Annotated in this window: 11 protein-coding genes and 1 pseudogene; 3 read left to right on the top strand and 9 right to left on the bottom strand. The window is 55.9% G+C overall.

What is annotated here, in order from left to right; translation table 11 throughout:
• On the bottom strand, window positions 1–345 hold the full coding sequence (locus RISK_RS09280; protein WP_150122532.1) for a hypothetical protein: 345 nt from the start codon (window positions 343–345) through the stop codon (window positions 1–3).
• 435 nt (window positions 346–780) lie between these two features.
• On the opposite strand from RISK_RS09280, the gene RISK_RS09275 reads away from it, so the two are divergent.
• On the top strand, window positions 781–2412 hold the full coding sequence (locus RISK_RS09275) for an AMP-binding protein (RefSeq protein ID WP_160311422.1): 1632 nt from the start codon (window positions 781–783) through the stop codon (window positions 2410–2412).
• A 265-nt stretch (window positions 2413–2677) separates the two neighbouring features.
• Complete coding sequence (locus RISK_RS09265; protein WP_047814184.1) at window positions 2678–3148, top strand: Hsp20/alpha crystallin family protein; 471 nt, start codon at window positions 2678–2680, stop codon at window positions 3146–3148.
• A 72-nt stretch (window positions 3149–3220) separates the two neighbouring features.
• Here RISK_RS09265 and RISK_RS09260 read toward each other — a convergent pair whose 3' ends face one another.
• Window positions 3221–4147 (bottom strand): PAC2 family protein, encoded by a 927-nt coding sequence (locus RISK_RS09260; protein WP_160311421.1) that lies wholly within the window; start codon window positions 4145–4147, stop codon window positions 3221–3223.
• A gap of 577 nt (window positions 4148–4724) precedes the next feature.
• Here RISK_RS09260 and RISK_RS27995 point away from each other — a divergent pair.
• Window positions 4725–5318: a CNNM domain-containing protein gene (locus RISK_RS27995; RefSeq protein WP_053061109.1), complete on the top strand. Its 594-nt coding sequence runs from the start codon at window positions 4725–4727 to the stop codon at window positions 5316–5318.
• 93 nt (window positions 5319–5411) lie between these two features.
• Here the strand turns inward: RISK_RS27995 and trxC are convergent, their stop codons facing one another.
• The 7 genes and pseudogenes from trxC to RISK_RS09205 form a co-directional block, all read right to left on the bottom strand.
• Entirely contained in the window at window positions 5412–5825 is a 414-nt protein-coding gene (trxC, locus tag RISK_RS09245) for a thioredoxin TrxC (protein ID WP_047813971.1), read from the bottom strand.
• A 911-nt stretch (window positions 5826–6736) separates the two neighbouring features.
• Window positions 6737–7028 (bottom strand): annotated as a pseudogene (locus RISK_RS09235) (IS4 family transposase); the annotation flags it as partial.
• Between the two features lie 31 nt (window positions 7029–7059).
• Window positions 7060–8868 (bottom strand): DUF1186 domain-containing protein, encoded by a 1809-nt coding sequence (locus tag RISK_RS09230; RefSeq protein ID WP_047813968.1) that lies wholly within the window; start codon window positions 8866–8868, stop codon window positions 7060–7062.
• A 319-nt stretch (window positions 8869–9187) separates the two neighbouring features.
• Window positions 9188–10807 (bottom strand): endonuclease/exonuclease/phosphatase family protein, encoded by a 1620-nt coding sequence (locus RISK_RS29325; protein WP_160311420.1) that lies wholly within the window; start codon window positions 10805–10807, stop codon window positions 9188–9190.
• A 228-nt stretch (window positions 10808–11035) separates the two neighbouring features.
• Window positions 11036–11413: a hypothetical protein gene (locus RISK_RS09215; protein WP_047813966.1), complete on the bottom strand. Its 378-nt coding sequence runs from the start codon at window positions 11411–11413 to the stop codon at window positions 11036–11038.
• 363 nt (window positions 11414–11776) lie between these two features.
• Complete coding sequence (locus RISK_RS09210) at window positions 11777–13912, bottom strand: site-2 protease family protein (RefSeq protein WP_047813965.1); 2136 nt, start codon at window positions 13910–13912, stop codon at window positions 11777–11779.
• On the bottom strand, window positions 13909–15477 hold the full coding sequence (locus tag RISK_RS09205) for an efflux RND transporter periplasmic adaptor subunit (protein WP_160311419.1): 1569 nt from the start codon (window positions 15475–15477) through the stop codon (window positions 13909–13911). Before RISK_RS09205 ends, RISK_RS09210 begins: the two co-directional genes overlap by 4 nt.
• Between the last annotated feature and the right edge of the window lie 27 nt (window positions 15478–15504).

The following is a 15504-nucleotide window of genomic DNA, read 5'->3' as shown; positions in this document are numbered from 1 at the left end:
TCACTTGGTGAGAGGGGGAACTGGCAGTGCACGAGGTCGCAAGTCCTTCACCTCGAAGTGAGCAACCTCGTTCACGACGGCAGAGTCGTTGACGCTGAAGCAGGTCGCAGTGCGTTGGCGTCGGGCCTCGGGCTGGCTTGAGCCAAGCTTGTTTTCATCTCCGATGCACGGTCCGTGCCAATCGTTGCCGTATCCTTCGTCGCGGGGAACGTCCAAACAAGCATTGGTTCCTGCTTGGCTCGCCAGCCCAGGAATCTGGCGTCGCTTGGCACCATTGACCAATGCCCTCAATGAATGCTCGACGCCCAACGGCTCGGCATTGCAGTGGATCAGCACAATGATCATGCCGCCATCCATCCAGTTGTATCAGCGGCTAGGAAATGTGACCGCCCCTTCACTTTTACTTGAGCTCCGTTGTGTTGGACCGATTCCGCTTCCGCGAGTGAGCCACCCACGATCATGTAACGTGGGCGGGTTCGCACGCCTTGCGCGGATGCGGACAAGATGCCAAACGTCGTTGCACAACCGAAAACTAAGGCATGAGGGTATTTCTTCCTCGACTAGCCGGGACGAACGCCCAAACGGTTCACATCGTCGATGTCAGATCATTCCTGTCCACCTGCTCAGCCAGCTTGCACTTGTGTGTTCCGCGGGATGAAACCAGAAACGGAATGGTGTTTGCGGCGAGAGAATCACGGTGCAAGTTCGATCGAAACGAGTGCTCTGACTTGCCCATTGGACAGATTCGTCAAATCTGTTTCCTTCTCGCTGGCCAACAGCATGTTCCCCCTGCAAGACTTCATTCGCACGTGTCGGTCGCGCCTCTTTCGCCGCCAAGCTGCCGATTCGACCGGCTTGGATTTGTCAGGGGGACGCTTGCTAGCGGCCGCCTTGGTCACGCGTCGAGTGTTGATGCGATCGGGAATCGTCAACGACAAAGACGTCATGATTGGCGTGCTCTTGCCGCCTTCCGTTGCCGCCGTGTTGGCGAACGTTAGCATCGGCTTGGCTGGCAAGGTGGTGGTGAATTTGAATTACACATTCACCAACGAACGAATTCAAAAGTGTCTCGACGAGTGCGCAATCACACACGTCCTTACCAGCCGTCAATTTCTAAAACGGCGTCCCTATGAGGTGGAGCCCCAACTCGTTTGCATGGAAGACCTGATGCAACAGGCGACTTGGTGGGACAAGTCCCTCTCCGGCCTGATGGCCTATTGCTTGCCCAGCACTTTGCTCGATCGAGTACTTGGACTTCATTGCACGAGTGCCAACGATTTGATGGCGGTCTTGTTCACGTCCGGAACAACCGCTGATCCCAAGGGCGTGATGCTGTCACACGGCAACATGGCCGCCAGCATCGACGCGATTCGCCAAAGGTATCGCGTTCGGCCGGATGATGTCGTGCTAGGAATCCTGCCGATCTTCCACGCATTCGGGTTCTCCGCCACGCTGTGGTTGCCGTTCGGGTTGAACATGACGGCGGTCTATCACTTTGATCCGTTCGGAACAAAGGCCATTGCCAAACTGGCCAAGAAATATCTCGCCACGGTTTTGTTCGCGACGCCCACATTTTTAAAGGTGTACCAGCGACGATGTCCAGCAAATGCTTTCCCCGCCTTGGACTTGGCCATCGTCGGTGGTGAACGACTCGAGCCAAGCACTGCGAATTCGTTTGCTGAAAAATTCGGCGTCACCCCTGCTGAGGGCTACGGGACAACCGAACTGTCTCCATGGGCGTCGGTCAATGTGCCGGTGCATCGCTCATTCGCACCGTCGCAGTTGTTCGACCGGAAAGGAACCGTCGGCCGCCCGGTGGCTGGTGTGCAAATACGGATGGTTGATCCCGAAACGCGCGCTGAAGTGCCCGTTGGCGAACAGGGGCTGCTGCTGGTTCGCGGTGCCAACGTGATGCTTGGCTACTTGAACCTGCCCGATAAAACCGCCGAGGAAATGTTGGACGGATGGTACAACACCGGCGATTTCGCGAGCGTTGACGAGGATGGCTTTGTCACGATCCGAGGACGCCAGCATCGCTTCTCAAAAATCGGCGGCGAGATCGTGCCTCATGCAGCAGTCGAAGAAGCGATCGAAGAGCTGCTTCGAACAAACAACGCCAATGAGGAACGTCAGGTCGCCATCACGGCCATTCCCGATCTCAACAGGGGCGAACGTTTGGTCGTTGTTCACACCCCTTGGAGAAACACGTCGGCAGCCGACATCACTCGAAAACTTTCGGAAGCGAACGATCTTCCTGCTGTCTGGATTCCCAAGCCCGTTGACTTCATCGAAGTGGAGACGATCCCGCTGACCAGCCTGGGGAAACTCGACCTCGGCGAACTCAGACGAATCGCCGTGCAACGAGATGTTGACATGAACTCCATTCACATCCATGCACCGGAGAATTCTTGAGACGTGGTTCGGCAGGTCTGCGACTGAAATGCAGTTCGATCATCGAAGCAGAAGACATCCATCACCGAATCGCCGAGTTCATCCATGCGTTGACGCACCGGAAGCAAGCAGAAGACAAGATGCAATGGTTCTTTGGAACACGACTTGCTTTTCATTTCAACTGTCGTTGTTTAGGACTGGCGAAACAGAAAGGTCCAACTCGCTGTGAAGTTGACTTCTCATGGTCAGTCCGATCTTTGGAAATCAAACTCAAGGAACCCAAAAGATGTTGAAGTACTTGGTCCCCTGGAAACACCAAAGCGACTCCGAATTGATGGAAGCCGCACCGCAAAACGATTTGGCGCAGTTTCGTGCCAACTTTGACCGCATGCTCAACAAAATGTGGAGTGCTGATTTGGATGACACCTGGAACAACGGTTGGGGCTGCGAAGTCCAGGACACCGAAGACGAAATCGTCGTCCGTGCCGAAGCACCGGGATTTGAACCGGACGAAATCGACGTGAAGTTGTCTCCGGGACGCTTGGTCTTGCAAGCGGAGCACAAGACCGAGCAAGACGCTTCCCAAAATGGCAATGGGCACTTCAGCAGCTACGGCAAGTTCTACCGAGCAATGAGTGTGCCGTCAGGTATCGAAGCCGACAACATCGAGGCCATCTATAAGAATGGCATCGTGGAAGTCCACTTGCCCAAAGGCGAAGAAGCCAAGGCCAAACGCATTGCGGTGAAAGCCAAATAGCACCACCGGCAGTTCACATGATCGGTTGGATCTGTCCGCTCGGACGGATCCAACCGATCTTTTTTTGTGATGTCATGGCGACTTGAATAGATCCAAGAACCGATCCTCGTAGTCTTCGAAAACTTGCAATCGGTCCAACTCCGCTTTCAACTCAAACGCGCGGCTACGGTCAGCAGCGGCGATCTCAAACAGCGATTCAATGCGTTGTTCGTCTTCGTCGGCTAGTTGCGAAGCGACCTTCCAATCTTCGCCTGCCGGTTCCTCCGCTTCCTCGGGCTGAGGTTCCAGTTTCCGCCGCACCTGGGCCACAATCTGCCCCAATCGATGCTCCGTTTGTTCGGCGTGCTGTGCCAATTCGGCCAAGTCCATTTCAATCTGGGACATCTGCAAGAACACCCGCAGCACAGCCAGGGATGCCTTGGGATACAGCAACTGGACAAACAAGTGCGGCATCTCGCCCAGCAAGCAAACGCCCGGCATCCCCTTTTCGGCGGCCGCTGCCAACAACACGCCATTGAGCCCACCGATGTGCCCGTCATCGAGAATCTTCACGCCGAAGGGCTCGATCTCGTCGAGCAACGACTGCTCAGTCGCGGCCGCGAAAACGCGAGCGTCGGTGCCCGGTTGCATGTCGGTGGCCATTGCCGCGAATGTGAACAATCGCTCGACACCGTGGTCCCGAGCGAAGTCGATTAGTCGTTCGCAAAACGGCAACTTGCCCATTTGCGGTTGAAACTCGCCAATGAACACGATGACGTCACGTCCACCCGGCGGTGCCTTCCATGCAAACACTCGGCTGCGCGGTCGATGGGGGCGCTGCACCAAGCCATCCTGCACGATCGCGGAGTCCACATCAAACAGTTCGTCCGCTGACATCTCCGCGAATTGACTCATGCCCAACTTGGACATCAGGTAGTAACCGGCACTCAAGGCCACGTGCCCCATACCAGGCCAAACGGCAATCAACCAAGGGTGATCGAGTTTTCTTGTTTCAGTCATTGTTGAACCTCCGCGTCCCATCGCAGCAAGATCCGCGCCACCTCTTCGGCCCGTGAATTGCAATCTCGCAAGGTAGAAAAATGCGTTTCATGCACCTCAGGGAGCAATCAAACATGAGCCACACGATGATCTATCAAAACGTTCACGGCGTCGAAGCATTTGTCATCGAGATGGAAGCTCACGACGCCGGAAATCACGATCATTCACCCCGATTCGAAGCAGATCGGCAGGAGTCTTTCGACATTGGAACCGTTTTGAGTCGCCTTGTTGCTCCTCGTGGTCTGTCAGGACTTGTCGTTAGGGTAGTGGACGAGGTCACGAGTCCTGAACTGGCGTCGAATCCAAGGACTCGTGGCCTCGTCCACTACGATCAACCCTAACTTTTAACTTTGACGGACCACTAGGTACAACCAGGATGAACGCCCAAACGGGTCACATGGTTGTGCCAGATCACTTCTGCCGATCTGCTTCGCGGGCAAAACGATGCTGTCTTGGTCGAGTTCGTGGCAGATCACCGAACCCCTGTGCGAGTGAGCCCCAGACCGGCGGGGCTTCCGCACGAGAACAGGAAATTGGAATGGCAACGCTGATCTTGCTTTTCGTCGCGTTCATCATGTTGTCGGGGCTGATGGCCGCGGTGGACGCGGCGGTGCTGAGCGTGACCCAACCAGAAGTCGAAGAACTCATCCAGCTTCAACGTTACGGTTCCAAGCGACTGAGCCAAGTCAAGCGTCGAATACGTGATTCCGTTGTCGTGATTGTGATTGCGACCAATACGATCAACGTTCTCGGCCCCGTGCTTGTGAGCCATTGGGCATTCACGCTCTATGACTCGCAGGCGGCAGGGGAGGTGCAAGACAGTGAGTTTTCTCGCTATCCCATTTTCGGCGCAACGATCGACGAAGTCCAAGGCATTCTCTTGGCTCGCGATTTGTTTCGGGCGATCATCCGTGGTGACTCCCAAGAATCCGTGTTGTCGCTGGCGGTCGAACCGTTGGTGGTTGATCCCGAATATCGCAGTGACGATTTGTTGACCATGTTTCGCGATCAGCACGTGCATCTGGCCGTGGTGCAGTCCGCCGGCAGGACCTTGGGAATTGTCACATTGGAAGACGTGCTGGAACAACTCGTCGGTGCAATTGACGACGAAAAAGACGTTTCGGCCGGATGACCGCGACTTCGCTGCTTCACGGGACCGATCAGCACCGCTTCTCAATCTCGCCGCCCCGCCTGCACAGCGGCCCTCAGGTTCATATCGATTTCGCTATGACACGAACTGGGCGATTTGTTGTGCATTGAGCACTCCCGACTGTCTCGCCACTTCCACGCCATGTTTGAACAGAATCAACGTTGGGATTCCTGAGATGCCAAACTTCGATGCGGTTTGCGGGGCCTCTTCGGTATTGAGCTTCGCCAGAATGACTTGCGGGGAGAGCGTCGTCGCCGCCTCGGCGAAGGCAGGGGCCATCATGCGACATGGACCACACCACGACGCCCAGAAATCGACGAGGACTGGCACTTCGGTTCGGCCAACGAACTTGGCGAACGTCGCTTCGGAAAGCTCGACGGGGCGATTGGGCAGAAGCGGGGTTTTGCACTTCCCGCACACGGGTTTGTCGTGCCGTTTGGCTTCCGGCACTCGATTCAATGCCGCACACTGGGAGCAGACAATATTCAATGGAGGGGACCTTGTTCGGAAAGGGAGACGGATCTGGCAATCATGTTGGCAGGAGCCATCCGACAAAGCAACTTGAGTGCCGATTCGCCATCCGCCCCATCTCTTCGCTCGACACCTGTCGCCGCTCCGCGGCTTGTCGAGCGAGAGGGCGAGCCCAAGACCTCGGGTTGAAAACCCGAGGCTGACAACTGTCACCGCTCCGCGGTTGTTCGATCACCCCGACATCCACCACCAGTCGCCGAGCGACAGAAGCCGAAAGCCTTGGGTTTTCAACCCAAGGTCACACGCCCACGACACAAAGTCCCCCAAGTCGCGGAGCGACGACAGTTGTTTCCCCGCCCCGTCGCAGAACAATCCCCCACGTCGAATCCCCGTACAATGGGCGTGCAAGCCCGCCGAAATGGAAACCCGACGCGTCAGTTTTGAAGTTGCGTTTTTGCAGTCGGTTTTGTTGGCCAACGGCCATCCTCCTCGAAGCCAGGGGCATCGCCCCTGGAATCGAGAACGAAGGGAAATTGGTTGGCCAACGGCCAACATCAACCCACACGTTTTGGATTGAACTTGGCCGTTGGCCAAAATGGAAGTGTGTTTTCCTGGTCCACGGGCGTTGCCCGCTGGCTAATGGTCTGTCAGGACTTGTTTTTAGGGTAGTGGACGAGGCCACGAGTCCTTGGATTCGACGCCAGTTCAGGACTCGTGGCCTCGTCCACTACCCTAAAAACAAGTCCTGACAGACCACTAGCCTCGGGTTTTCAACCCGAGGTTTTGGGCGCCGGCATCATGCGCGGCAAGTCGCGGAGCGGCGACAGGTGGTGAGGAGAAGGGGCGGATTGAAAAAGTGAAATTGTAAATTGTAAATTGTAAATTTCAAAATCTGGGCGGCTGAGGCCATGCCGGGGCACGCCCAGGATGGAGCTGACTTCCTCGGCAAACCAACGAACGACATCCCGATGCGGTCGAGATCGTGTTTTCGTCGAGTCGTTTGTTCTCGGGAAGATAGCTCGGCCGAGTTTCGATCAGGTGTTTCACCGCGTTTTCGAGTGAGGCATCGGGCTTGAGACGCTGGCAGACGAGCATCCAAAGGACAACGCAGGCGGTGAAGACGGTGTGAGCTCGCTGGGCAAAAAGCTCGTTCGCATCTTCGAAGTTGACAAGCTGCTGCAGCATTTCGAAGGAACGGTCAAACTGCTGGTCGGCTTCCATGCTTCGCTCGGAATCGTTCCTGCCCATATTCTTAACGTCGAAGGCAGCACTTTTTGTACTTCTTGTTGCTGCCACACGGACACGGGTCGTTCCGCCCCACCTTGGGTTCCGCGCTTCTCAGGGTGCCGCTAAGTTGCGGTTCCGGAGTCAAGTCCGAGGATCTCAACGCGGTGAACCCCCGTGCCTGCGTTATCGGGTTGCGATGGAGCGCGGTGACAGCGAATTTGCCACCTTCCGAAATCACGTCGACCAGGGAGTACGGTGGCAACACGTCAGAACGCACCACTTTCGCAGCGTTCTCTGGTTGCTCGCGACACACCTTTGCCGATTCGGCACTCAACCGATGATGGGAGACTCCCTCGCGGGCGGCCTGTTGCATCAGCGGGTCGCTCTCGGGCAACGAAAGCAAACAGGCTGCATCAAAGATGGCCGTCTTGGACATCATCGCGCCTTCGTCACCATCCGTTTCCTGTTGACTCAGAGTTGTCCAAAGCTGACGCAGGGTTTCGATGCACTCACCACGGTTCAGGTACTGGAAATAGACTGAAACAATGAAGTACGAAACCAAAGCGGCTCGATCGAACTCCTTTCGATTGCAATCCTGGATCCGTTCCACAATCGGCTCTGTCTTCCCCACCAGAGCATGAGCCAATCCCTCGACCAATCCCGGTTCGATCGATGCGCCGAACCATTCTTCCCGTTGGTGTTTGGGAAGATCCAGGAGTTCCAACAACAGATCCGCATCGTCAATCAAGACTTCGCGTGATTGGGAATTGTGCGTGAGCAGGATCGTCGCGAGGTAGGGGCCATTGTTGGAACTTGGTTCGTCACGCCGGGCTGATTCGATGCCGCGTCGAACTCGGGAGGTGAGCGGTCGAAAGACTTGGCCAATGAACCGGTTCAGATTCTCGACCGCTTCGAACGGATAGTTCTTGAAATTCGATTGATCCAGCTCCGCCAACCACCCGTCGATCTGATTGGGCTCAGCTCGATCAGAACGAATTGAAAAGGCCTCAGGCAGTCTTTTGCAATGTGCCCGATGCCGATCCAAATCATCGGTTGTCCATGCGAATGCATGCCAATCGGCCAAATATTCGATCGGATTGGAAACGATCTGCTGGTCGATCTCCAATTGCTCTCGCGAGAACGTTGTTTGGCGTTCGCTGGCCATCCCTTGGAAAGATTCCAGCCCCACATAGTCATCGTCGATTTGACCTCGTTTGAAACATTCCTCCGCCAACGATTTGAAATCGCTGCCGCCAACATCGATCAACGATGTCATCGCCATTGATGAAAACAAGTCAAATTTGTGCGTTTGTCGCTGTTCCATCCAAGTCCGCACCCACTGAACCGCCGTGGCATCGTCCAGTGCGTTGTCAGCGACGAGATTGAACAACACTTCAACCACTTGCAGCTTGATGTAGTCGCTGACCTGATCATCCTGGACCAGCGAGTCCAGCCATTGGCAAAATGCCGTGATATCTTCGCGATCGGCGATCGCGGTCAAGATTGCACGGGTGAACCGGCCCGTGATCTCGCCGCAGACCCTTTCCATCCTGTCATCATCACAGCGAAACAGCCGATCAAACCATGCTTGTAAACTCGGCTGTGGGTCGATGCCCAGCAAGTGGTAACAAAAAAAGGCTTCCGGGTACTCGCTGCCGAGCCCCAGTTCCTTCGACTCAATCGCTCGATCCATCCTCGCGATCAACGCAGGCATCACTTCCGAGCCCCGTTGCATCAGTTCACGCATCACCCCGGCAGGCAACACCGAACTTCGAAACCGACCGAGTGACTCGATGAGGTCCTCGGTTTCAATCTTGGCTGCAGAAAACGTCATCGAATATCGTCCTTAATTCGGAACGGCTGGTGGATTGTCTGTTCAACAACTTTGCCTGATCAAGCGACTATGGAAAGGGCAGGACCCTCTGTTCTGCTAACTCAAAACGGGATATCGTCGCCCTGGTTTCCCTCACGGCCTCCATTTTTAATTGTCACCCGTTCTGGAACCTCCACGTGCGAGAGAAAATTTGCTACTTTTCGCAATGATGGGCGTCTCATCGCGTCACTACTTTCAAGGAGGCCTGCGATGATCTTTCGCATCCATGCAAACCGCAGGCTGGAAGCCGATTCCACCCTTGGATTGTGCTTGGCCCGTCTCACTCCGAACGCAGACGCAACTCGCTGATCACAGGTCGGTGATCCGAGACCACGGACTCGGGAACCACTCGTGTTTCCCCAACGGACCATCGATTCGGGGGAGAAGCAAAGATGAAGTCGATTTCAATCTCTGGGTGATCTGCGGGCCAGGTCAAATTGGCTGACTCAGGTTTGTCCGCTTCGACAAAGTCCTGAAACAATTCCAAGGTTCTGGAGCCCGGCTGATCGTTGAAATCACCGAGCAGGACGATCGGCAACTCGACCGTCTTCAAGTGCTTCTGAAGCGTGCTCGCTTGTGAAAAACGGACCTCGTCGTCATCGATCCAATCGAAATGGACATGGACCACCAACACACGCTGGTCATTGGGCAACAGCACCTCGGCCAACAAGGCGATCCGCGGCTCACCGCCGGGTGGAAGGTCCAGCGATGTCACTTCGACAATGGGATGCTCGGACAGGATTCCCATTCCATACGCACCACCGTCATGTTCCATGAATTTCCCGAAAGCCGCGTGCATGTCGAGCGCTCGCCCCAACTCAGCCGCCTGATTTCGATTGCCACTGCGACGACAATTCTGATCGACTTCAGCCAACCCCACCAAATCAGGTTTCAGGTCATGCAGTCGCTTCGCAACTCGCATCAATGCCAACTCGTTGTCGACACCGACCCCGTGCCGAATGTTGTAGGCAACCGCTTTGAGCTTGATGTTTTCGAGTGCGTCGGACCCTGCCATGTCGCCGCGTTCAAACTCCGTCAAAACCGCCGCGTGATCGGAAGGAAACCAGTCTTCGTGCTCGTTTACCACCGACGAACTTTTGGCACGCCAGCGCTGGGATCGATAGTAAAGGAAATCGATCCGATCTTGCTCCTGCTCAATGAAGCGAGGACTCCAAGTCGAGTCCTTCACTCGACTGACCACCGGATTCACTTCCCGGTAGGAATCACGAAAACCGGCATGCTTCATGACCATGCTGGTCGGCCATTTGACCTGGTGCCCATATTGGTCGCGACTGATTTCGCCGTAATCCAAATGCGACATGGAATTGAAATCGCCGGCAATCAGCACGGTCGTGTCTGCGTACTGATCGTCTTTCAAACGCTCATCGATGAGGCCCAAGATCTTCTGCAAGTCATCTCGTGACACATCGCACTGGGTCGCCAAATGAGCCTCGTCCAAGCCATCTCGACCGTGAGACGCCCAAATGTCGGCTTTGTAGGGAAGCCACACACTGTAGAACGCCACTCGATCCCCGTCCGGCAGTTCCACCAACGCCCCGACGCACTTGAATTCTTCGAAAACGGAAATGTCTTCGATCACCGGATAGCGACTGTGGATCGAAACATTTGTTCCACGAGGATGAAAGTGGAACTCCAAGGCGTTCGAGATACGCTCGCCGGAACCGTACGTTTCCTGCATGGCGACCAAGTCCGCCCCCGAGTCTCGGATTACCTCCGCCACCCGCTGAGGACCAACGGTTTCGCCATCTTCACGGCCACCATGCCAGATGTTCCACGTCATCGCCTTCAGCGACGGGACCTTCTCGATTGGTTCCTGGGCCCACACGTCGCTAACAACACTCGCCAGTGAGAACAGCGCACACAAGGACACGTGGATCACGGGCCTCCAACGAGCGGCTATGCAGGTGGGTGTCAGGCAATGGCAAATGTTCATCACTGGATCCGGGGTGGTACTCGTGCAGCTAGTTCTTCGCCCGAAACGATACCACGTGACACATTGATCCTCCAAGAACGGAAGGCTCGGTCCCCTCGCGATCGGCATTCCACTCCAAACACGGAACCACTCCAGTCATCCGACAATCCCATGCCGAGCGATCAACTCGACGCATCAACGCGTCAATCGGTCTTGAAATTCCAACAGGCTGTCTGTGAAACGCAACGCATATTCAAACTTCTTGACAGACTCAAGCTTCGAGATTCGCAAGTAAGCCGAATAGGCGTCAAAATCGGCGCACTTTGCAAGCGAGTCCAGATCCACCTGCCCGGTCTCGTTGTATCGATCAACATACTCGAGCAGTCGATCCCGATGAATCGATTCCCAGAACGCAACGAATTCGGGGTCCGAAGTTCCACCGCTTTGATTTGATACGAGATTGACCCGATGACCTTCCTGGCTTTCCCGGGCCTCCATGTACTCAGGCATCCAAATCGCCAGGCACGCCAAAATGGCAACGCCGCCAACAAATCCAATCGCTTGTTTCATCATCTTGCTCGCATCGGGTCAAGTTTGTTCTGATTCAAAGTCGGTCAGCAGGAATGATCGGGCACAAGCATGTGAGCCGATTGGGCATTTGCCGCGGTTGTTCCGAAGAGCAACAACGATCGCCAAAACAGTTTCAATGCCGAAAGACTCCTGCCTCCTGCCGACCGGCCTAAAACAATAGGTCGCGTTTTCGGACCTGGCCATCCAATGGGGGCATTTCGCTCCACCCACCCTTGCGCTCTTCCCAGACGTTGCGACCTCTTATCGATCTCAACGGACAATTTGACGGCAGAACGCGAGCCAAAGGTCTGCTCCTTTGATTCTCGCGATAGTGTCCATCGGATTCCTCGACGATGGATGGAGGACTCAGAGGAATTTCATCAACAGATAGCCCGCGATGGAACGGGGGCGACGATCCAGGCGGACTTGGCCGGTCAAGCCGCTGGCGAGTTGGATCGATGCCTGTGGATCGAGCTTGACCACAGCCTCAAATCGGGGGGCAATCAAGCGTGTCTCGGTGGCGATCCTGTGTTCGGTCAACGGACCACCAGCCGATGCAGTGAGGCGAGGATCGGTTTGATCAGTTGCGGTGGGCTCGACTCGTTCGAGCCTTGCCGAAGTGACTGGCAGGGCCGAGTGAGGCACGAACTCGACGATCTCGTTGACGCATTCGGCAAATGTATTTCGATCGGATTGTCCGATGCTGACGAGCAGTTCTTTCCTCGCGGGATCAACGACCCTGGCCAGTTCCGTTCCTTCCCGAGCATATCGTCCCAGCCAATCATCTAACGACGCGGTTTGCGGCGGCAGCATGACTCGTCCGGAGGAACCGGCGCGGATGGTGAGCAATTCCAAACGTTCGCGACGGTTGTTCAATCGACTCTGCAGCGAGTCCGCAACCGCGACTTCGGCATGATGCGAGGCAATCTTTCCATCCGCCCATTCTCGCCGTGCACGAATGCGTGCGGCATCGACTTGGCTTTGCAACGATTCGATCTCGGTGACGAGAGCTTGGTTCTTCAGTTTGGCGATGGGTTGATTCGCATGAACGAATTGGCCTGGTTGCACCAAAATTTGATCGACAAAGCCAGTTGTCTGAGCCCGCACGATTTCCGCTTGATGGAACCGGACCACCGCGGGCGAGGAAACTCGCCCCGGCCATGGCGTGAGACACATCAAGACCACGATCCCGAGCAATGAGGGAACCGTGCGGCGCACGAGCGTCCGCCGAGCACTGGCACCTTCCACGGTATCGGCCACCAACGATTTTAGAATCCCCATCGCTGGACGGCCAAACCATGCCACCAAACTCGCGATTGCCAGAATCAAACCAAAGCCGTTGAACAGTTTCGATGCGGCTACGGCGAGTCCCATGCAAACGATCCATCGCCAAATCATCGCGGCGACACCGTAAGACATCAGCACCGTCTGATGTTGCATCATGTCAGCGGGAAGTTTGCTCGTTGATCCCAACAACAGTTGTTTCAACCTAGCCTGAACACATTGCCGAGAAAGGGCAGCGAGATTGGGGATTCCTATGGCGTCGGAGAGCAAAAAATAGCCGTCAAAACGCATCAGGAAATTCGCGTTGAAGAGAACCGTCGTGAGCGTTCCCATCAACATCCAATTTGTCAGATGAAACCGCACGACAGGATCGTGACTCAATGACCAAGCAATCGCAGCCAAGGACGCCACCATCATTTCGACCATCATCCCCGCAGCCGAAACGAGCATCCGTTGTTGCTTGGACGGAAAGTCCCACGCGGACGTGACGTCCACATAGGGAATGGGGACGAACAGAATGAACACGACTCCGGTTTCGCGAACGGTGCCGCCAAGCCGACGACAGGCGATGGCGTGCCCCAGTTCGTGAACGATCTTCAACCCGACGAAGGTCACCGCCAACCAAATCCCGGATGTCGGGGAGATGACTCCTTGCAGGCTGACGGCAAGTTCATCTGCGTTCTGCCACAATCTCGCCATCGCAATCAGGCCCAAGGCAATTGCGAAGACAATGCAGGCGGGCGCAAACAGCCATTGCGTCCACGGAACGATCGCGTTCAGCAGGCGTGTTGGATTGCCCAGCGGAAACTTCAGGAACAGCGGATTGGCATTCTCTTGTTTGCGTTGTTGTGCGGCGCGTTCCGATTGCCGCTGCAAACGATTCGTGGCATTGAGTGGTTCACCATTCGCATCGACTGCAAAGATGAGTTGATGATCGAGCAGGTACCGAGCGGTCTGTTCGGCTTGGCTGGCCGTCAGTGCCAATTTGGGAAGTTCACTGGCGATCCGCCCCGTCACTTCTTCCAGGCTAGTCTTGCCATCCAGGGCGGAGAGAAACGCATACTGTGCGCTCCCCAATTGATGGAAATTCGAGGACACCCCATCGCTTACCAAGTAGGTCGCTTCCCCTCGCGATTCATGCAAGCGGACGCTCAGTCCATCGCGTCGCTGCAAGTGAGCGTTGGCCAGTTCAAAAGATTGGGAATCGTATCCGTTCATCGCAGCATCCCGTAAGTTTTCTCGATCGCGCTGTGAAACAGCACCCAACCACTGGCTCGATAGCCGGCGTCGACCTTGGTCCGGCTCTTCATCCCAGGACGCAAGCGACCGTCGTGGTTGTCGATCGTGACAGTCGCCAGGAACACGTTGCGACCTTCCCGAACTTCCGACGCTTGGCGGATGGTATCAATCGTCCCTTGGACCCGGTGCAGTGGATTGCCGTCGGGGACCAAACTGACGGTTTGCCCCAGCTTGATATGGGCGAGATCTGCAGGGGCGATTTCGAGCTCAGCTCGCAATGTTTCCAGCGGTGCAACTTGCATCAGGACATCGCCAGTTCGGACAGGCACACCGCGGGCTTCGTCCAACTCGCTCCGCAACACAATCCCATCGATGCTGCTGACGATCTGTCGATGAGCTGCACGATGCTCAAGCAATGCCAACTGGGCGGCCAATTCATCGGTTTCCAATTCAGCCAACTGGGTCGATGCGGCATCACCGCTGGCTCGATGAAGATCGCGTTTCTTTTCTGCTCGTTCCTTTTGAGCCGTCACGTCCGCGATCTGCAATCGAAGATCGGTTGCATCCATTTCAGCCAGCAGTTGCCCGGTGTGAACCTGCTCACCCGCTCGCACCATGGCTTGTTCGAGGATCCCGTCATGGGGAGCGACGGCGAACCGTTGTTCGACCGGCTGCAGTACGGAAACACAGCCAACCCGATGCGGGATCGGAATCGTCATGGCCAAAGCAATCGCCAAGGAACCACCAAGCACCATTTTCTTGCGGGTCCAAGCGGAAGACTCGCTCACCACACGTCGAAGTCGGGCCAGTGGGCCTTCGCAGGCCCGTCCGGCGACTGCCAATGATTCGCCCAGCGGTTGTTGGCAGGCGTTGGCAAAATATTTCCAGCGATCCAGCTCCGTTGGACGTTGCCGGAAAAGGGCTGTCCAGACCGCGACGGGGTCGCTTTGCGTGGCACTGAGTTCTCGATGCTCAGGGTCGGACGGAGTCTGCTGCGGACCAAGTTGGGAGAACAGGGGGCACGAGACGGCGCACTGCGTCCCCGTCACGCTTAGCAACCGTTCGTGAGCCAATTGCATCAAAGCCACGTGTTCGGAGTCTGGATCGACCACCGTCGTGCGTGCAAGTTGTTCTCGAAAACGCACGATACTTTCCGACATTGCTTGCTCGAACTGTTGCGAAACTTGCGAACTTTCGTCGATCGATGACACATCGGAAACGCTACGGACACGCACCAGCGAAGAGCCTGGATTCACAGTCCCGACTGCCACCACATCGGCTCCCAAGAACTCTCGCAATGCATTCGCAACAATCAAATGGGCCTCGTCCAGACGGCGTGCCGATGCGATCTTCGACATCAATTCAGCGATCGCGGCGGTGGCGTCAATCTGCCACTGCAGTTCAGCGAATTCGGAGGCGGATTCCGTGCTACGAACCTGCGCCGAATCAATGCGGTGCTGCGGTGTGCCGGAATCTTGTGCAGTGAGACTCTCAGGTGGAATTGCTTGAAAAGCAGTTCCACTGGATGGTGTGATGACAGGCATATTGATCGAGCGGGGCAGAACTGTTTC

The organism is Rhodopirellula islandica (assembly GCF_001027925.1).
In the GTDB taxonomy this organism is placed as follows: domain Bacteria; phylum Planctomycetota; class Planctomycetia; order Pirellulales; family Pirellulaceae; genus Rhodopirellula; species Rhodopirellula islandica.
Note: the sequence above shows the minus strand (reverse complement) of the source record. Positions and strands in the feature narration are given on the sequence as shown.